At 57.5% G+C, this 19,863-nt stretch carries 16 protein-coding genes; 7 read left to right on the forward strand and 9 right to left on the reverse strand.

Annotated features, from left to right (window positions below; all coding sequences use genetic code 11):
* Positions 1–44 precede the first annotated feature (44 nt).
* Entirely contained in the window at positions 45–944 is a 900-nt protein-coding gene (locus hmeg3_RS17530) for a carbohydrate ABC transporter permease (protein WP_094566423.1), read from the forward strand.
* Positions 941–1,825, forward strand: a complete 885-nt coding sequence (locus tag hmeg3_RS17535) for a carbohydrate ABC transporter permease (protein WP_007884378.1) — start codon at positions 941–943, stop codon at positions 1,823–1,825. Before hmeg3_RS17530 ends, hmeg3_RS17535 begins: the two co-directional genes overlap by 4 nt.
* 78 nt (positions 1,826–1,903) lie before the next feature.
* Here the strand turns inward: hmeg3_RS17535 and hmeg3_RS17540 are convergent, their stop codons facing one another.
* Positions 1,904–2,674, reverse strand: a complete 771-nt coding sequence (locus hmeg3_RS17540) for a dienelactone hydrolase family protein (RefSeq protein WP_094564866.1) — start codon at positions 2,672–2,674, stop codon at positions 1,904–1,906.
* A gap of 279 nt (positions 2,675–2,953) precedes the next feature.
* On the reverse strand, positions 2,954–3,724 hold the full coding sequence (locus hmeg3_RS17545) for a dienelactone hydrolase family protein (protein ID WP_094564867.1): 771 nt from the start codon (positions 3,722–3,724) through the stop codon (positions 2,954–2,956).
* Positions 3,725–3,948: 224 nt separating this feature from the next.
* Here hmeg3_RS17545 and hmeg3_RS17550 point away from each other — a divergent pair, with 224 nt between their 5' ends.
* Positions 3,949–4,455 (forward strand): MerR family transcriptional regulator, encoded by a 507-nt coding sequence (locus hmeg3_RS17550; RefSeq protein WP_094564868.1) that lies wholly within the window; start codon positions 3,949–3,951, stop codon positions 4,453–4,455.
* Positions 4,370–5,419, forward strand: a complete 1,050-nt coding sequence (locus hmeg3_RS17555) for an aldo/keto reductase (RefSeq protein ID WP_157739300.1) — start codon at positions 4,370–4,372, stop codon at positions 5,417–5,419. The genes hmeg3_RS17550 and hmeg3_RS17555 overlap by 86 nt, the downstream gene beginning before the upstream one ends.
* 117 nt (positions 5,420–5,536) lie before the next feature.
* Here hmeg3_RS17555 and lpdA read toward each other — a convergent pair whose 3' ends face one another.
* From lpdA to gshA, 7 genes are all read right to left on the reverse strand, one after another.
* Positions 5,537–7,339, reverse strand: coding sequence for a dihydrolipoyl dehydrogenase (lpdA, locus tag hmeg3_RS17560; RefSeq protein WP_094564870.1), 1,803 nt, complete (start codon positions 7,337–7,339; stop codon positions 5,537–5,539).
* Between the two features lie 140 nt (positions 7,340–7,479).
* The gene (gene aceF / locus hmeg3_RS17565; protein ID WP_094564871.1) at positions 7,480–9,135 is read right to left on the reverse strand and encodes a dihydrolipoyllysine-residue acetyltransferase; all 1,656 of its coding nucleotides are present in this window, start codon (positions 9,133–9,135) and stop codon (positions 7,480–7,482) included.
* A 154-nt stretch (positions 9,136–9,289) separates the two neighbouring features.
* Positions 9,290–11,986, reverse strand: a complete 2,697-nt coding sequence (gene aceE / locus hmeg3_RS17570; protein WP_094564872.1) for a pyruvate dehydrogenase (acetyl-transferring), homodimeric type — start codon at positions 11,984–11,986, stop codon at positions 9,290–9,292.
* Between the two features lie 413 nt (positions 11,987–12,399).
* On the reverse strand, positions 12,400–12,672 hold the full coding sequence (locus hmeg3_RS17575; protein WP_157739301.1) for a hypothetical protein: 273 nt from the start codon (positions 12,670–12,672) through the stop codon (positions 12,400–12,402).
* 173 nt (positions 12,673–12,845) lie between these two features.
* A complete protein-coding gene (locus hmeg3_RS17580; RefSeq protein WP_094564874.1) occupies positions 12,846–13,517 on the reverse strand; it encodes an amino acid ABC transporter permease in 672 nt (223 codons plus the stop codon).
* Between the two features lie 42 nt (positions 13,518–13,559).
* Positions 13,560–14,354 carry a transporter substrate-binding domain-containing protein gene (locus hmeg3_RS17585; RefSeq protein ID WP_094566424.1) on the reverse strand — a complete coding sequence of 265 codons (795 nt, stop codon included), beginning with the start codon at positions 14,352–14,354 and terminating at the stop codon, positions 13,560–13,562.
* A gap of 181 nt (positions 14,355–14,535) precedes the next feature.
* Positions 14,536–16,140 (reverse strand): glutamate--cysteine ligase, encoded by a 1,605-nt coding sequence (gene gshA / locus hmeg3_RS17590; RefSeq protein ID WP_094564875.1) that lies wholly within the window; start codon positions 16,138–16,140, stop codon positions 14,536–14,538.
* 184 nt (positions 16,141–16,324) lie between these two features.
* On the opposite strand from gshA, the gene folD reads away from it, so the two are divergent.
* The 3 genes from folD (at position 16,325) to hmeg3_RS17605 (ending at position 19,860) form a co-directional block, all read left to right on the forward strand.
* The gene (gene folD, locus hmeg3_RS17595; protein WP_094564876.1) at positions 16,325–17,170 is read left to right on the forward strand and encodes a bifunctional methylenetetrahydrofolate dehydrogenase/methenyltetrahydrofolate cyclohydrolase FolD; all 846 of its coding nucleotides are present in this window, start codon (positions 16,325–16,327) and stop codon (positions 17,168–17,170) included.
* A 6-nt stretch (positions 17,171–17,176) separates the two neighbouring features.
* A complete protein-coding gene (locus tag hmeg3_RS17600; RefSeq protein WP_094564877.1) occupies positions 17,177–19,276 on the forward strand; it encodes a M3 family metallopeptidase in 2,100 nt (699 codons plus the stop codon).
* A gap of 164 nt (positions 19,277–19,440) precedes the next feature.
* Positions 19,441–19,860 (forward strand): DNA polymerase III subunit chi, encoded by a 420-nt coding sequence (locus hmeg3_RS17605; RefSeq protein ID WP_094564878.1) that lies wholly within the window; start codon positions 19,441–19,443, stop codon positions 19,858–19,860.
* Positions 19,861–19,863: the final 3 nt, after the last annotated feature.

Below are 19,863 nucleotides of genomic sequence, written 5' to 3' on the forward strand. Positions count from 1 at the left end.
CATCGCCGTGCGAACGCAGTCATCACGCTTACCGAGGTCTGCTTATGTTATCCCGAATGCTGAACAACCGTAATGTGCTGGGCATGCTGTTCATGGCGCCTGCCGTATTACTGCTTGTTGTGTTTCTTACCTATCCGCTCGGCCTGGGAGTCTGGCTTGGCTTTACCGATACCAAGATCGGTGGCGAAGGCAACTTCATCGGGCTGGACAATTATTCCTTCCTGCTCGGCGATTCGCTGGCACAGCTGTCGCTGTTCAACACGCTGTTCTACACCATCACCGCGAGCATTTTAAAATTCGTGCTCGGCCTCTGGCTGGCGATTCTGCTCAACAAGAATCTGCCGATCAAGTCGTTCTTCCGTGCGATCGTGCTGCTGCCATGGATTGTCCCTACCGCCCTGTCGGCGCTGGCATTCTGGTGGATGTACGACTCGCAGTTTTCGGTAATCAGCTGGTCACTGATGAAGATGGGCCTGATCGATCACTACATCGACTTCCTCGGCGAGCCTTGGCTGGCGCGGATTTCCACCGTTGTAGCCAACGTCTGGCGCGGTATTCCGTTCGTCGCGATCTCACTGCTGGCCGGTCTGCAAACCATCTCGCCTTCGCTGTATGAAGCGGCGGCGATTGACGGCGCCAAGCCATGGCAGCAGTTCCGCTATGTCACACTGCCGTTGCTGACACCGATCATCGCGGTGGTGATGACCTTCTCGGTGCTGTTCACCTTCACCGACTTCCAGCTGATCTATGTGCTCACACGCGGTGGTCCGTTGAATGCGACACACCTGATGGCAACGCTGTCGTTCCAGCGCGCCATCCCTGGCGGCTCGCTTGGTGAAGGCGCAGCGCTGGCAACTTACATGATTCCTTTCCTGCTCGCAGCCATCATGTTTTCGTACTTCGGCCTGCAACGTCGCGGCTGGCAACAAGGAGGTGACAAATGAGCAAGAAGTCAAAAGACCTGCAGCAAGAAACGCAGGGTATGGATTTTCTGCAGTCGATGCCGCGCCGCTGGATCACGACATATATCCCGCTGGGCATCTTCGTGTTCGTGCTGCTGTTTCCGTTTTACTGGATGGTGATCACCGCCTTCAAGCCGGATAACGAATTGCTTCGGCAAACCGGTAATCCGTTCTGGGTGGTGGCGCCGACGCTGGCTCACTTCAAGAAGCTACTGTTCGAAACCCAGTATCCGGCATGGCTGCTCAACACGGTCATCGTGTCGGTGGTGTCGACCTTCGCTTCGCTGGCGGCCAGCGTGTTTGCTGCGTATGCCATCGAACGTCTGCGCTTCCAGGGCTCCAAGCAAGTTGGTCTGGGCATCTTCCTGGCGTACCTGATCCCGCCTTCGATCCTGTTCATTCCACTGGCGGCGATCGTGTTCAAGCTGGGTCTGTTTGATACGCGCTGGGCGCTGATCCTGACGTATCCGACCTTCCTGATCCCGTTCTGCACCTGGCTGCTGATGGGCTACTTCCGCTCCATTCCATATGAGCTGGAAGAATGCGCATTGATTGACGGCGCGACACGTTGGGAGATCCTCGTCAAAATCATCCTGCCGCTGGCGGTGCCGGGCCTGATCTCGGCCGGCATCTTCGCCTTCACGCTGTCATGGAACGAGTTCATCTATGCGCTGACCTTCATCTCTTCCTCGGAAGTGAAGACGGTGCCAGTGGGCATCGTCACCGAGCTGGTCGACGGCGACGTCTACCACTGGGGCGCACTGATGGCCGGTGCGCTATTAGGCTCGTTGCCAGTAGCAGTGGTGTATTCCTTCTTCGTGGAATACTACGTGTCAGGCATGACCGGAGCTGTGAAAGAGTAGTACGTCCCACCCAATGAGAAACCGCCGGCATCTTGCGATGTCGGCGGTTTCTCATTGCCCGATCAAACTTGGAAAAGATCAGGAAAGCTTCTCAACAAAAAAACTTTGCAATGCTATCGCAGCACGCTTGGCAGTGCGTTCATGATAGAAGAAACCGGGATTGTTAGAATACGGATCGGTAAACGAATGGCCGGCTTCGCCATAGTTGATCAATTGCCAGTCTGCGTTGGTGGCGCTCATTTCAGCAATGAATGCATTGACTTGCTCAAGGGGCACCAGTGGATCTTGCGCACCGCTCAATACCAGAACCGCACCTTTGATATTCTGCGCATCCGCCGGTGTCGGAGAATCGAGTGTGCCATGCAGCGACGCGAAGGCATTGAGCGATGCTCCTGAACGCGCGAGTTCCAAGGCTGCAGTGCCACCAAAACAGAAACCGCAGGCTGCCAGCTTGTCCGTCAGTTTGACCTTGGTCTGGCGTTTGAATACTTCTTGCACTGCTTGCATGCGCTTGCGCAATTGCGCACGATCGGACAGTAAAGGTGTAATCGCAGCGACAGCTTCATCCGGATTGGTCGGTCGCGCCGTTTTTCCAAAAACGTCGGCAACCAACAATGCCTGCTTGGCGCCGATGGTCGCAGCAGCAATTTCCAACGCGTTTTGACTGATGCCGAAAAAGTTCGGGACAGCGATCACGCCAGCCATCGGCGCGGTTAGTTTTTTATCAAACAGCAAAACATTTTCATAGCTGACGCCCTCAAGCTCATACTCAATGCGCTCCATACCGAGGTCTGCAACCGGGATGCCGAACTTGGCAGCGATCGGAGCTGGATTAAAAATCACACTCATCTTATTTTCCAATCTATTCATTTAACAGGTGACACAAGCGCATGTCGATTACGATCTCTTCTCCGCAAACAATAGCGTCAGGAGAGAGTTTTTTGACAATGGCAACCCGTATCCGCGACGTTTTCGATATGGCTGCTAGAACAAAGTTCATCGACTTGACGCGCGCACGCCCGCTTTCAGACCTCCTGGACAAATATTTCCCTGACATTGACATTTTTACGAGACTGCGACCTGCTGATCTGCGACCACGGCGTAAGTGCCCAACACTCCTGATACAAATCAGGCCAGCTTCTCTGCAAAGAAGTTCTTCAACGCCACTGCTGCACGTTCGGCAGTTTGCTTGTGATAGAAGAAGCCTGGGTTGTTGGCATCCGGATCCGTAAACGAGTGGCCGGCCTGACCGTAGTTGATCAGTTGCCAGTCCAGCTTGGCGGCACTGACTTCGTCGATGAAGGCATTGACCATGTCGCGCGGCACCGATGGGTCTTGCACGCCGTGCAGCACCAGAATCGCGCCCTTGACGTTTTCTGCATCTTTGGGATTTGGCGTATCCAGCGCGCCGTGCAGCGATGCAAACGCATTGACGGCTGCACCGGCGCGGGCCAGTTCCAGCGCAGCAGTACCGCCGAAGCAGAAGCCGCAAACACCTAACTTGCCGCTCAGCTTGACCTTATCCTGGCCCTTGAGCGCTTCCAGCACGGCGCTCATGCGCTTGCGCAATTCGGCGCGATCTTTCTTCAGCGGGATGATGGCGGCCATGGCTTCATCGCCGTTGGTCGGGCGCACGGTCTTGCCGTACACGTCGCCGACCAGAATCGCCTGGTTCAGTCCGATCGTTGTAGCGGCGACTTCCAATGCCTTCTGGCTGACGCCGAAGAAATTGGGGATCGACAGCACGCCGGCGACCGGCGCTGTGCTCTTCTTGTTGAATAGCAGGACGCTTTCGTACTCAATACCTTCCAGCGTATGGCTGATCAGTGCGATGCCGAGGTCAGCAGCGGGGATACCGAATTTTTCGGCGATGGGGGCGGGATTAAACGGGTGACTCATTCACTCTTCTCCTGAGCATTGCAAACTGAGAAAACCGCATGCGCTGCCGGTCGGTGACCGCACGGTTGTGCATGGGCTTTCCCGCGAAAAACGCTATCTTTGCATAGCTGTCAAAAGTTTGCTGGCGCGCGCCTGATTAGCAGTCTGCATCCTGACAAGCCGTCAGAAAAAAGCGCATAATCGCCCTTGACTTAGAGCGCACTCCAACTCCTAGACTGCCCTACATGACCACTTCCCTGACCATACAACAAGCTGCTGCAAAGACCGGATTGTCGGTGCATACCCTGCGCTACTACGAAAAGATCGGCCTGCTCGATCCCATCGCACGCCAGGACAATACGCACCGCATGTTCCGTGAAGAAGATCTGCTCTGGATCGGATTCTTGCTAAAGCTGCGTTCGACCGGTCTGCCGATCCGCGACATGCTGCGCTACGCAGAGCTGCGTCGCGCCGGCAACACGGCGGAAAGTGTGTCTGCACGGAAGGCATTGCTGCAACAGCACGCCCGCACCGTGGAAGAGACGATCGCCGAACTGCAAAGCAATCTGGCTGTGCTTCATATGAAAGTGAACATGTATGAAGACTTGGAAAGCGCCTTGCCGGCTGTCGTCGTCACTCACCAGCAATCTATCGAGGACGCTTCCAATGACCACAGCAACACCAGCAACACCAGCAAAAAACGCACACGCGAAACCGGCAACGCAAGTCGGCACCCGCAAGCTCGGCGCTGACGGCCCGACCGTCTCGTCCATCGGCCTCGGCTGCATGGGCATGAGCGATTTCTATTCGAACCGCGACGACGTCGAATCCATCGCCACCATCCACCGCGCTTTGGAACTCGGCATCTGCTTTCTCGATACTGCCGACATGTATGGCCCTTACATCAATGAAGAGTTGATTGCCAAGGCAATCAAGGGCAAGCGGGACCAAGTCTTCCTCGCGACCAAATTCGGCATCGTGCGTGACCCTTCCAATCCGGCGGCGCGCGGGGTCAATGGCAAACCGGACTACATCCGCAGCTCGGTCGAAGGCAGTCTGAAACGCTTGGGCGTCGAGACCATCGATTTGTATTACCAGCACCGCATCGATCAGAACACGCCGATCGAAGAGACCGTGGGCGCGCTGGCGGATCTGGTCAAGGCCGGAAAAATCCGTCACATCGGTTTGTCGGAAGCCTCATCGCAAACACTGGAGCGCGCCAGCAAAGTCCACAAGATCACCGCACTGCAAAGTGAATACTCACTGTGGACGCGCGATCCGGAGCAGGACGTGCTGGCGACATGCAAGAAGCTGGGCATCGGTTTCGTACCGTACAGCCCTCTGGGACGCGGCTTTCTGACCGGTGCAATTACGCGCCCGGATCAGTTCGATGCTGATGATTATCGTCGTCATAATCCACGCTTCCAGGGAGAGAACTTTGCGAAGAATCTGCTGCTGGTGGAGAAAGTAAAAGAGCTGGCAACGCGTTATGAATGCTCGCCGTCGCAATTGGCATTGGCCTGGGTACTGGCGCAAGGCGAGCATATCGTGCCGATTCCGGGCACCAAGCGCCGCACCTATCTGGAAGAAAACAGCGGCGCGCTAGCGGTGACGTTGACGTCATCGCATCTGGAAGAACTGAATCGGCTCTTCCCTGCTGATGCGGCTGCCGGGCCACGCTATACCGAGGAAGGCATGCGCATTCTGAACGGCTGATTTCAATCAGCTCATCCTGAATAACGCAGGAAATAAAAAAACGGCTGGCATCTTGCGATGTCAGCCGTTTTTCTTTTCAGCGAAATACTCCGTCGCTGATGACTCTTCCTATTTCTTTTATTTCTTGCGCATCGGTGGCAAGTCGGTGCAAACGCCCTTGTAGACTTCCGCCGCCATACCGATCGATTCGCCCAGCGTCGGGTGAGGATGGATAGTCTTGCCGATGTCGACGGCGTCAGCGCCCATTTCGATGGCCAGTGCGATTTCACCGATCATGTCGCCGGCGTGCGTACCGACGATACCGCCACCGACGATGCGATGTGTCTCAGCATCGAACAGCAGCTTGGTGAAACCTTCCGAACGGCCGTTGGCGACCGCGCGACCGGAGGCAGCCCACGGGAAGTGGCCCTTCTCCAGCTTGATGCCCTTGGTACGGGCTTCGTCTTCGGTGATGCCGACCCATGCCACTTCCGGATCGGTGTACGCCACCGAAGGAATGACGCTGGCGTCGAAGTGGCTCTTCTCACCAGCAGCGGCTTCCGCAGCAACGTGCGCTTCGTGCACGGCCTTGTGCGCCAGCATCGGCTGACCAACCAGATCGCCGATGGCGAAGATGTGCGGCACGTTGGTGCGCATCTGACTGTCGACAGGAATGAAACCGCGATCGGTCACGGTCACGCCGGCCTTGTCGGCCGCAATCTTCTTGCCGTTCGGGCTGCGCCCCACGGCCACCAGCACCAGATCGTAGACTTGCGGCTCGGGTGCTTTGGCGCCGGCTTCCGCGGCTTCGAAGGTGACCTTGATGCCTTCCTTCAACGCTTCGACACCAACTGTCTTGGTCTTCAACATGATGTTGTCAAAACGCTTTTCGTTGAATTTCTGCCAGACCTTGACCATGTCGCGATCCGCACCTTGCATCAGGCCGTCCATCATTTCGACGACATCAATACGTGCGCCCAGCGTGGAATACACGGTGGCCATTTCGAGACCGATGATGCCGCCGCCGATAACCAGCATGCGTTTTGGCACCTGACGCAGTTCCAGCGCGCCGGTCGAATCGACGATGCGCGGATCTTGCGGCACGAAAGGCAGGTTCACCACCGACGAACCGGCGGCGATGATGGCTTGCTTGAACTTGACGGTTTTCTTGCTGCCGTCGGCTGCGGTCACTTCAATGTGATTGGCGCCGACGAACTGGCCGACACCTTGTACGACGTTGACCTTGCGCGCCTTGGCCATGCCGGCCAGACCGCCGGTCATGGTGCCAATGACTTTTTCCTTGTAGGCGCGCAGCTTGTCGATGTCGATTTCCGGCTTGGCGAAGGTGACGCCATGCGAGGCCATCGCAGCAGTTTCATCGATGACGGCGGCGACGTGCAGCAGCGCCTTGGAGGGAATGCAACCAACGTTCAGGCACACACCACCGAGGGTTGAATAACGCTCGACCAGCACGGTATTCATGCCCAGATCGGCGGCGCGGAACGCGGCGGAATAGCCGCCAGGGCCTGCACCGAGAACCATCATGTCGCATTCGATATCTGCCGCACCACCGAAGCTGGCAGCAACCGGGGCCGGTGCTGCTGGAGCTGGAGCCGCAGCAGGTGCTGGTGCTGGTGCTGGTGCTGGTGCTGCAGCAGCAGGTGCCGGCGCTGCTGCCGGAGCAGGAGCAGCAGCCGCATCGCCACTGGCTTCCACCAACAGCAGCACGGAACCTTCAGCAACCTTGTCGCCTACTTTGACTTTCAATTCTTTCACCACGCCAGCTGTGCTGGACGGGATTTCCATGCTGGCCTTGTCGGACTCGACGGTGATCAGCGATTGCTCGACCTTGATGGTGTCGCCAACCTTGACCAGCAATTCGATCACTTCCACTTCTTTGAAATCGCCGATATCGGGGACTTTGACTTCGCTCAGACTCATGTCTTTACTCCGTAAATTCTGTTATTCGCTGATTTGCGCTGCGCTGATTCATTACAGGAATGAATGCGCGGCACTGCTTTGTGCTTGTCTGAAACTGAAGCGCCGCACCAAGTTGAATCGGTACGGCGCAGCAGAAACAATTAAAGCAGAGACTTACGCAAATCGCCCAGCACTTCGGCCAGATAAGCCGAGAAGCGCGCGCCCATCGCGCCGTCGACCACGCGGTGATCGTAGGACAGCGAGGTCGGCAGCATCAGGCGCGGCACGAATTGCTTGCCGTCCCAGACCGGTTTGATGATCGACTTGGACAAGCCCAGGATCGCCACTTCAGGCGCATTGATGATCGGCGTGAAGGCCGTGCCGCCAATGCCGCCCAGCGACGAAATGGTGAAGGTCGCGCCTTGCATGTCGGCCGGCTTCAACTTGCCGTCGCGCGCTTGCGCCGACAGGTCGCCCATTTCTGTCGCGATCTGGCCGATGGTCTTCTGATCGGCGTTCTTGATCACGGGCACCACCAGGCCGTTCGGCGTGTCGGCGGCGAAGCCGATGTTGTAGTACTGCTTGAGGATCAGGTTTTCACCCTTGGCATCGAGCGAGGAATTGAACGCCGGGAATTTCTTCAGCGCCGAGACACTGGCCTTGATCACGAACGCCAGCATGGTCAGCTTGACCGGCGACTTGGCCTTGGCATAAGCGTCGTTGGACGACTTGCGGAATTCTTCCAGCTCGGTGACATCGGCTTCGTCGAATTGCGTGACGTGCGGAATCATGACCCAGTTGCGGTGCAGGTTTGGACCACTGATCTTCTTGATGCGCGAGAGCGGCAGCAACTCAGTCGGACCAAACTTACTGAAGTCCAGCGACGGCCATGGCAACAGATCCAGACCCGCGCCGCTGCCGTTCTTGGCAGGCGCAGAGGCTGCTGTGCCAGCACCGCCGGCCAGCGCCGCCTTGACGAATTTCTGGATGTCTTCTTGCAGGATGCGGTTCTTCGGGCCGGTGCCGACCACGCGGGTCAGATCGACGCCCAGTTCACGGGCAAACTTGCGCACCGATGGGGAAGCGTGAGACTTGTTCGCCGAACCTGGCGTGACGGCTGCGACTGCCATTGCAGGCGCAGCGGCGGCAGCAACAGGAGCTGATGCAGGCGCTGCGGCCGGAGCCGGGGCAGCAGCGGCAGGTGCGGGAGCTGCCGCCGGAGCAGCGCCGCCAGTGGCTTCCACCACGGCAACCAGCGAACCCTTGGCAACCTTGTCGCCGATCTTGACTTTCAGTTCCTTGATCACGCCGGCGTGGCTCGACGGGATTTCCATACTGGCCTTGTCGGATTCGACGGTCAGCAGGGATTGTTCGACCTTGACGGTGTCGCCGACCTTGACCAGCAGTTCGATCACTTCGACTTCGGCGAAATCGCCGATATCAGGAACGAGGATGTCTTGCAGGCCACCTGACACTGCCGGCGCTGCAGCCGGAGCAGGAGCGGATGCCGTTGCGGCAGCCGCGGGGGCTACAGCGGCAGCGGCTGCAACCGGAGCTGCTGCCGGCGCAGCACCGGCACCTTCGGCATCAACGATCACGACCACGGAGCCTTCGGCAACCTTGTCGCCGAGCTTGACGCGAATCTCTTTGACCACGCCGGCGTGGCTGGATGGGATTTCCATGCTGGCCTTGTCGGATTCGACAGTCAACAGGGATTGTTCGACTTTGATGGTATCGCCTACCTTGACCAGAACTTCAATGACTTCAACTTCTTTGAAATCGCCAATATCCGGTACTTTTACTTCGATTTGACTCATCTCTTGCGCTCCGTTTGTTCTGGATCCGGTGCGTTGCATGGGGTTAAATGCAGCGCCGGATTTGTGTCCACTCATGTTGAAGGCGGCTTGCCGACAATAAGTATGTCATGACAAGCCGCCTCGCTGATGGTTCAGGTCCAGCAGATTTCCAAAATTATTGGGTCACTGGATTTGGTTTTTCCGGATTGATGCCGTACTTGGCGATCGCTTCGGCAACCACGGAAGGCTTGATCTTGCCTTCGTCAGCCAGCGACTTCAGCGCAGCCACAGTCACATAGTGACGGTCGACTTCGAAGAACTCGCGCAGCTTGGCGCGGGTGTCGGAGCGGCCGTAACCGTCGGTACCCAACACCTTGTAAGTACGGCCCTTTGGTACGAAGGCGCGGACTTGCTCGGCATAGGTGCGCATGTAGTCGGTCGATACCACGATCGGGCCTTCCGTGCCTTCCATCGATTGCTCGAAGTGGCTCTTGCGAGCAGCTTCGGCTGGATGCAGCATGTTCCAGCGCTCCGAATCCTGACCGTCACGCGCCAGCAGCGTGAACGACGGTGCGGACCAGACGTCGGCGTCGACCTTCCAGTCGTCGCGCAGCAGATCTGCCGCAGCGATGACTTCGCGCAGGATGGTGCCGGAACCCAGCAGTTGCACGCGCAGCTTGTTCTTCTTGCTGCTTTCGTTCAGCAGGTACAGGCCCTTGATGATGCCCTCTTCCTGACCCGGCTTGATGCCTGGATGGCCGTAGTTCTCGTTCATCACGGTGATGTAGTAGAACACGTCTTCCTGGTTGCCGACCATGCGGCGCAGGCCGTCATGGATGATCACGGCGACTTCGTGAGCGAAGGTCGGATCGTAAGGCACGCAGTTCGGGATCGCCGAAGCGAACACGTGGCTATGGCCGTCTTCGTGCTGCAGGCCTTCGCCGTTCAGCGTGGTACGACCGGCGGTGCCGCCGATCAGGAAGCCGCGGGCGCGCATGTCGCCGGCAGCCCAGGCCAGATCGCCGATACGTTGCAGACCGAACATCGAGTAATACGTGTAAAACGGAATCATGATGCGGTTGTTGGTCGAGTACGACGTCGCCGCAGCGATCCACGAACTCATACCGCCGGCTTCATTGATGCCTTCCTGCAGAATCTGACCGGCCTTGTCTTCGCGGTAGTACATGACCTGGTCTTTGTCGACCGGTTCGTACAGCTGACCGACCTGGCTGAAAATACCAATCTGACGGAACAGACCTTCCATACCGAACGTACGCGATTCGTCAACCATGATCGGCACCACGCGCTGGCCCAGGCTGCTGTCGCGCAGCAGCGCGGTCAGCACGCGGGAGTACGCTGCGGTGGTCGAGATTTCGCGGCCTTCGGCAGTCGGTTCCAGCATGACCTGGAATGCGGACAGTTCAGGCACCACCAGTTTTTCGTCAGCTTGCGGACGGCGTTGTGGCAGATAGCCGCCCAGCGCTTTGCGGCGCTCGTGCAGGTATTGCATTTCCGGCGTGTCGTCGGATGGCTTGAAGAACGGGATGTTCGGCAAGTCGGCGTCGGAGATCGGCAGTTGGAAACGGTCGCGCATGGCCTTGATGGCTTCGTCGTCCAGTTTCTTGGTGTTGTGTGCGGTGTTGCGTGCTTCGCCGGCTTTGCCGAAGCCATAGCCCTTGATGGACTTGGCCAGGATGACGGTCGGTTGATCCTTGCTGTCCTGCGCAACCTTGAATGCTGCGTAGATCTTGTGCGGATCGTGGCCGCCACGGGTCAGGCGCCAGATGTCGTCGTCGGACATCTTGCTGACCATTTCCAGCAACTTCGGATGCTTACCGAAGAAGTGCTTGCGCACGAACGCGCCATCCTTGGCCTTGTAGTTCTGATATTCGCCGTCGACGGTTTCCATCATCACTTTTTGCAGGATGCCTTCCTTGTCCTTGGCCAGCAGTTCGTCCCAGCCGCTGCCCCAGATAACCTTGACCACGTTCCAGCCGGCGCCGCGGAAATCGGATTCCAGCTCTTGAATGATCTTGCCGTTGCCGCGCACCGGACCGTCCAGGCGTTGCAGGTTGCAGTTGACCACGATAACCAGGTTGTTCAGCTTTTCACGGCCTGCCATACCGATGGCGCCCATCGATTCCGGCTCGTCCATTTCACCGTCGCCGCAGAAGGCCCAGACCTTGCGGTTGTCGGTTTTGGCGATGCCGCGTGCGTGCAGGTACTTCAGGAAACGCGCCTGATAGATCGCCATCAGCGGGCCCAGGCCCATCGACACGGTCGGGAACTGCCAGAATTCAGGCATCAGCTTCGGATGCGGATACGAGGACAGACCGTGACCGTCGGCTTCGCGGCGGAAGTGAATCAGTTGGTCTTCGGTCAGACGGCCTTCCAGGAACGCGCGCGCGTAGATGCCCGGCGAGGAGTGGCCCTGGATGTACAGCAGGTCGCCGCCGTGGTCTTCGGTCGGAGCGTGCCAGAAATGGTTGAAGCCAATGCCCAGCATGTTCGCCAGCGAAGCAAACGAGGACAAGTGACCGCCAAGGTCGCCGTCGACGCGGTTGGCCTTGACGACCATCGCCATGGCATTCCAGCGCATCCACGAGCGCAGGCGTTCTTCGATTTCCAGATTGCCCGGGCAATGCTCGCCCTGATCGGCAGGAATGGTGTTGACGTAGGCAGTATTGCTGGAGAACGGGATGTGCGCACCGCGGCGGCGGGCCAGATCGACCATGCGCTCCATCAGGTAATGTGCACGTTCCGGGCCTTCTGCTTCGATCACGGCTTCGAGGGCGTCGAGCCACTCTTGCGTTTCAATCACATCGGGATCGTTGGCGGCTTGCGCCAGGACTTGGTCGATTTGGGCTGACATGGTATGTCTCCTGAGTTGATAGGGATCGGCGGCGAGGCCGGATCGTTAAGCTGCAATACTTAATCTGTAGTACGAACCTGCATGCGAGACTGCACTTCTCAATCTGTCACGCGAAGCTGCGATGCGCCGTGGCGCAGTTCTCGCGGTTCTTTTAGCCAATAATGTACGGTCTTTGTGCCGCTTGGACGAGGCATTTTAACAGGGCTTTTTGCATTTTCAAATAGCGATATTCGATTTCATATTATGGGAAATTGCTGCAAAGCGGCATAAACAGGGCATCTTGTGAGGCCCCAAAATCAGACTCATCTAAAAATCGCGGCTTCCGGCTTGGTTGCAGCGCCGCAAAAACTACGCCCTGCTTGGAAAAGAGGCCTGACATGTTTCAGCATGCAGGCCCACTCTTGTTTTCAGTCTCACTTCCATACGCCGGTTTCGCGCTGCAGCAGCTTGCCGCCCTTGAATATCTGCAACTGCCCCTCTTCCAGCACCTTATAGAGATACGCACCATTCTTGAACTCATAGCCGATAAAACGCCCTTGCCCGCTTCCAAGCGTTAAAGTCCGCCCTTTCAGCTTGATGCGATCATTCGGCTTGCCGTTACGCGTGCCGACATAATCAACCTTGCTACAAGTTACCTCGCCTTCCTCGCAATGCGTCGTTATGTCGATGGTGAAGGTTTTTGTCACCAAGGTTTGCACATTGCCTGCATGCGCAAGGGAAGCCAGACCAAACAGTGTGGAAATAAGAAGGAGCCTCTTCATGTATTACCTTTCAAAACAAAAATGACCGTATCAAAAACAGGAATTTCTCCCAGCCCGGGCAGTGGAAAAAACTGCAAGCATTCGAGCCGCTCGGAATGTCAGAACGACGGTCGATAAGCCTTCTTGAAATGCGCCTCTACCCTGCGGTGGACGCAGTACTCATATAAAAGGCACAAGCCCCAATAGATAAACGCCGCTATTAAATAGAAGGTAAATGGCTTGAAGGTGACCGAAATGATGTCGCCGGTGTATTTCATCAGTTCGGCAACCGTAATCACCGACAGTACTGACGTATCTTTAAACAGGCTGATCAATGTATTACTGATGCCGGGGATCGCCAGCCGGAATGCCTGCGGCGCGATGATGCTGCAGATGGTCTGAAACCTTGTCAGCCCAAGGCTGTAACCGGCTCCCCATTGCCCTGCGCTGACGCCCTCCATGGCGCCGCGCATGGTTTCCGACAAATAGGCGCTGGCGTTTGCAGTCAATACCAGCGTCCCGATCACGATCAGCGGCAAATCGACACCCGCAGCGCCCAGGCCGAAATAGATCAGAAAGGCTTGTATCAGCTGGGGCGTACTGCGCAGGAAACTCACATAGACGCGTGCGCAACCGGCCAGCACCGGCACCCGTTCATAGCAAATGAACGTCACCAGCATGCCGAGCGGCAATCCGAAGAGCATGCCAAGTACGGCATATAACAAGGTGTAAAGCGTCCCCAGCAAAATAAGATTGCCGGATTCGGTGACGAGAGAAAGAAGCTCAGCCATGAAGAAAGTCAGCCGTGGATAGTCAAGGCAAGGACGCCGGCCTTATCGGGACGGCAAACGAGATGCATCCAGTCCGAACCATTTCTGCGAAATGCGGGCGTAGCTGCCGTCCCGGATCATGTCGGCAATGGCAGTATCGACGGCAGCCTTGAACTTGGGGTTGTTCTTCTTGAAAGGAATGCCCTGCTTTTGGATGTCGCCGATAGCTGCGGCTACCCGCAGGGGTAATTTGGCTTCCTGAATCATGTAAGGCACCAGCAGGCGGTCGTTCAATGCGGCGTCAATACGGCCGTTAGCCAGATCCTGCAAATTGAGCGGTGCCGAAACATACGTCTTGACGTTGATCCCACCGACCGCATTGAGCGTCTCTGCATAGCTGCTGCCCTGCCCCACGCCGACGCTCTTGCCCTTGAGGCTGACGAAGTCGCGATATTCGGCCTTGTCGTCTTTGCGCAGAATCAATTGCGCCGTTGAGTAGGTATAGGGACGCGAGAAGTCGAACTCTGCTTCTCTTTTCGGCGTCATGGTGACCTCCGAAATGATGGCGTCATATTTACCGACTTGCAGCCCGGCGAGGATGCCGACCCATTCGGTAGCGACGAATTCCGCCTTGACGCCCAACTTGCCCGCCAGGGCACGCGCGAACTCAATGTCGAAGCCTGTCAGCTCGCCGGTCTTTTTGTCTTTGAAATTGAACGGCGGATACGTCCCCTCGACCGCCACGCGCAGCGTACCCCGTGCTTTGACGCCATCAAGCAAATCCTGCGCGGAAGCTGCTGCTCCCATGGAAGCAAGCAAACCCAGAAGACATACCGTAATGATCTTTTTCACACGCATCATCGCACCTCGCCGTTAGCTGAATCGGGCGGAATATACGCGAAAAGAATTGGTTTTTAAGCTGCTTTCCTGAGGGAAGAAGCAAAGACGGCGAACAATCCAAAAATGATTGCTCGCCGTTAGAATTTATTCAAATGAATGTGCCGATTATCCGGCAACAATTGTGCATTCAGGTCAGCGCTCAAACGCTGATATTTCCCAGCGTGCTGGCCCGGTAGGCAGCCACGAAGGTGTCGAAGTCACCGATTTGCGTGCTCTCTATGGATTGCTGCTGTTCGATGGAAGTCTGCGCGGTGGCATTGAATTCTGCCGTCAGTTCAGCACTCAACGGACGCGCCAGGAATTGCTCGGCCTGGCTGCGGCTCAGGTTTAGCGCGAATCTGGCGAACGAATTGCCGGTTGCACGTACTTCTCTCAATACGCGGGCTGATGGCGTCAATTCGACGTCACGCAGCTTTTCACGCTGCGCCTGCAGCGCTTGTGCATGCTGTTCACCACCGGCCTGAGCATCCAGCAGTGCGGCGATAGGCTGCATCCGGTCCAGCAATTCGAATCCCCATTCCTGCAGGCCGATGGATTTGCCCTCTTGTTCCAGTTGCAAGCCCGGGCGACGGCCTTCCTTGACCACCTTGGAGAAGTTGCAGCGGCTTTCGGCACCGCTTTCATCCGACGTCAGCGAACTCTCTTCAAACGCGATGAAATGCAGGAACACGTCGAGGAAGCGCGACGCCTGCAGGCTCACGCCCAGCGGCTCGAACGGATCGATATCCATGCAGCGCACTTCAACATACTGCACGCCGCGTGCGGCCAGCGCCTGCACCGGACGTTCGCCGCTATAGATCACGCGCTTGGGGCGGATCGCCGAGTAGTACTCGTTTTCGATCTGCAGGATATTGGTATTGATCTGTATCCACTCGCCGTCGCGCTTGGTACCGATGGCCTCATATGCCGGATAGGGCTGGCTTACGGCTTGCGACAGGCTCTTTATATAGCTGTGCAGATTATTGTAGTGCGGCGTGATGTTGGCCTGGGCGTTGCTCTGATAGCCAAGATCGCTCATGCGCAGGCTGGTGGCGTACGGCAGGTAAAGCGTGTCGTCGCTCAGCGTCTCCAGCTTGTGCGGACGGCCGCGCAGGAAATTCGACGCCAGCGCAGGCGATGCACCGAACAGATACATCAGCAGCCAGCTGTAGCGGCGGAAATTGCGGATCAGCGCAATGTAGCTCTCTGATTGGTAATCACGCGCCGAAAACGACGGCTCCACGCTTTGCTCACGATCATCCAGTTCGCGCAGCAGCGTCCAGACGCCTTCGTTGAGCGAAAAGTTGTAATGAATGCCGGCGATGCACTGCATGGTCTTGCCGTAACGCAAGGCGAGACCACGGCGGTAGACGTGTTTCAGCGTGCCGATGTGCGAGGTACCGTACCACGCGATGGGAATATCTTCCTCGGGCGGCAGCACACAGGGCATGGACTCGTTCCACAGCAACTCGCCGTTCAGGTTGGCGTGCACAAAACGATGGATTTCATCGAGTCGCTTCAGGGCTGTGGCGATGTCATGTTCCGCCGGTGTGATGAACTCCAGCAAAGATTCCGAATAGTCGGTCGTGATCTGCTCGTTGGTCAGCGCAGAACCCAGTACGGCCGGATGCGGCGTGGTCGCCAACTGTCCTTCCGGGGTCACACGCAGGGTTTCGCGCTCCACGCCGCGCAAGCCTTGTCCAAGCAGCGCACGGTTTTCCGGGCTGGCAAATAGGGCTAAGCGGCGGGTCAGCAGATCGGTCATGCAAGGTCCTCGGATTCACTCAATTCAATTAGTTGGCGGAGCATAACCGAAAATTAAAATCCGCGTCGTCGGACGACTAAATCCGCGAACTATCGATTTTGCTCGCATTCAAGGCGTCTGACACCCTGCCCGCGCAGCCCTTTATAATGTCGCTTTATTCTTCCACATTGAGCCTTTCCCCACCATGCCAGCACAATTAATCGACGGTAACCTGCTCTCCCAACAACTGCGCGCCGACGTCGCCAAACGCGCAGCCGCCCTCACCGCCAAGGGCAAACAGCCCGGTCTGGCCGTGATCCTGGTTGGCGACAGCCCGGCGTCCCAGGTGTATGTGCGCAACAAGGTCAAGGCTTGCGAAGATAACGGCTTGCACTCGGTACTGGAAAAGTACGACGCCACGCTGACCGAAGCCGATCTGCTGGCGCGCATCGATGCGCTCAACAAGGATCCCAAGATCAACGGCATTCTGGTGCAATTGCCGCTGCCGGCGCATATCGACGCCAATAAAGTGATCGAGGCGATTGCCGCCGACAAGGACGTCGACGGTTTCCACATCAGCAACGCCGGTCTGCTGATGACCGGCCAGCCGCTGTTCCGCCCCTGCACGCCTTACGGCGTCATGAAAATGCTGGAATCCATCAATTATCCGGTGCGTGGCGCCAATGCGGTCGTAGTCGGCGCCTCCAACATTGTCGGCAAGCCACAGGCAATGTTGCTCTTGCAAGCCGGGGCAACCGTCACTATCTGTAACTCCAAGACCCGCGATCTGGGCCACCATACCCGCCAGGCAGATATTCTGGTGGTGGCCACCGGCAAACGCAACATCGTTACCGCCGACATGGTCAAACCCGGCGCTGTCGTCATCGATGTAGGCATGAACCGTGACGATAACGGCAAGTTGTGCGGCGATGTGGATTTTGCCAATGCCAAGGAAGTCGCAGGTTACATCACCCCCGTGCCCGGCGGCGTGGGGCCGATGACCATCACCATGTTGCTGGTCAATACTATTGAAGCTGCTGAAAGAACCTGAGTTCCTATGACCACCACCACAGTCACTACAGATACCCCGATTACGCCTGACAACAACCCGTTGCTGGACTTTTCCGGCCTGGCGCGCTTCGACGCGATCAAGCCGGAACACGTCACGCCCGCCGTCGAAACCTTGCTGGCCAAGGCCGGCAAGCTGGTCTCCGAGCTGGAAGCGCCGATGGCGCAAGTCACCTGGTCCAATTTCGTCGAGCCGCTGGAAAACGCCACCGAGCAACTGGGCCGCGCCTGGAGCATTGTCGGACATCTGAATTCAGTGGTGGATACACCGGAACTGCGCGCCACCTACAACGAAAACCAGCCCAAGCTGGTCGAGTTCTGGACCGCGTTGGGCCAGAACCTGGCCCTGTTCGAGAAATACAAGGCCGTGCAAACCGGCCCGGAATACGCCGGCCTGTCGGGCGCCCGCAAGAAAGTCATCGACAACGCCGTACGCGACTTCCGCCTGTCGGGCGCCGAGTTGCCTGACGATCAGAAAGAACGTTTCGCCGAAATCCAGGAAAAGTCAGCCGCGCTGACCACCCGCTTCTCGGAAAACATCCTCGACGCCACCAACGATTTCGGCCTCTTTGTCGAAAACGAATCCGAGCTGGCAGGCCTGCCGGACGACGTCAAGCAAGCCGCACGCGCGGCTGCCGAAAAAGACGGGACGCCAGGCTTCAAGTTCACGCTGCATTTCCCGTCTTACTTCCCTGTCCTGCAATACGCACACAGCCGCAGCCTGCGCGAAAAAATCTATCGCGCCAACGCTACCAAGGCCTCGGAACTGGGTGCCAAGCCGGAATGGGACAACACCGCCAACATGCAGGAAATCCTGCAATTGCGCCACGAAGAAGCCGTGATGCTGGGCTTCAAGAATTTCGCTGAATTATCGTTGGTACCGAAGATGGCGCAATCGCCGCAAGAAGTCATCGGTTTCCTCGAAGACCTGGGCCGCCGCGCGCGCTCCTATGGCGAAAAAGACCTGGCGGAACTGCGCACCTTTGCGCACGATGAACTCGGCCTCGACACGCTTGAAGCCTGGGACATGACCTACGCCGCCGAAAAGCTGCGCGAACAGCGCTACGCTTTCTCCGAGCAGGAAGTGAAGCAATATTTCCCCGAACCGAAGGTCGTCGAAGGCCTGTTCCAGGTCATCCAACGCCTGTTCAACGTCAACATCAAACCGGACACCGCACCGGTCTGGCATCCGGACGTCAAGTTCTTCCGTATCGAGCGCGACGGCAAACTGATCGGCCAGTTCTATCTTGATCTTTACGCTCGCAGCGGCAAGCGCGGCGGTGCCTGGATGGATGACGCCCGCTCGCGCCGCATGACTGCCAATGGCGTGCAGACTCCGATCGCTTATCTGGTCTGCAACTTCACTGAACCAATGACCGTTGACGGCGTGAAGAAGCCGGCGCTGTTCACGCATGACGAAGTCAATACTCTGTTCCACGAATCCGGCCACGGCCTGCACCACATGTTGACGCAAGTCGACGAAGTCGGCGTGTCGGGCATCTCCGGAGTGGAATGGGATGCGGTTGAATTGCCGTCGCAGTTCATGGAAAACTTCTGCTGGGAATGGGACGTGCTGCAACACATGACCGCCCACGCCGACACCGGCGCACCGTTGCCGCGCGAACTGTTCGACAAGATGACGGCCGCAAAGAACTTCCAGTCCGGCCTGCAAATGCTGCGCCAAGTTGAGTTCTCGCTGTTCGACATGCACATCCATTACGACTACGACGCCTCCGGCAAGGACAGCGTGCAATCCGTATTGAACGCCGTACGCGACAAATTTGCCGTGATCCGTCCGCCGGAATTCAACCGTTTCCAGCATTCGTTCAGCCACATCTTCGCAGGTGGTTATGCGGCCGGCTATTACAGCTACAAGTGGGCGGAAGTTTTGTCCGCAGACGCTTACAGCGCGTTTGAAGAAGCTGCAGCCAAGGGCGACAACGTAGTCTCGATCGAAACCGGCCTGCGCTTCCAGAAGGAAATCCTGGCGGTCGGCGGCTCACGTCCGGCGATTGAGTCGTTCAAGGCTTTCCGTGGGCGCGAACCAAGCATTGATGCGTTGCTGCGCCATAGCGGCATGGCCGCCTGATCGGGTAACTGCAATAAAATCCCCATCGTCCCAGCGCACGCTGGGATCCAGCGTCGTGACAACGGTCGGCACGACACTGGGTCCTGACTTTCGTCAGGACGACGGGGTGGTTTAATTCCTCTCGCCGGGTTTTCCTTGGTCCGCTATATGTCTATACTTCGTCCATGACCCGCATCGATTTCCACAGCAACGTCCCCAATAAACTCGCCTACGCCTGCCGCCTGGTGCGCAAGGCGCGCGCCGCGCAATGCAAGATCGTGCTGCTCGGCAAGGATCGCAACGAACTGGCCCAGCTCGATCAATTGCTGTGGTCGTTTTCGGAACAGGACTTCTTGCCGCACGTGCATGCAAACGATCCACTGGCCGCGCAGACACCGGTGATTCTGACCGACAGCGAAGCCGTGGACCTGCCGCATCACCATGTACTGATCAATTTATCGGGCACGACACCGGAACACTTCGCCCGCTTCGAGCGCATGTTCGAGATCATTTCGTCCGACGAAGCCGACAAGGCCACCGGGCGTGATCGTTACCGCTTCTATAAAGAACGCGGTTATCCCCTGAGCCATTTCGTCGCGGATTGAAGC

The sequence above is a fragment of the Herbaspirillum sp. meg3 genome (genome assembly GCF_002257565.1).
Taxonomy (GTDB): Bacteria; Pseudomonadota; Gammaproteobacteria; order Burkholderiales; family Burkholderiaceae_D; genus Herbaspirillum.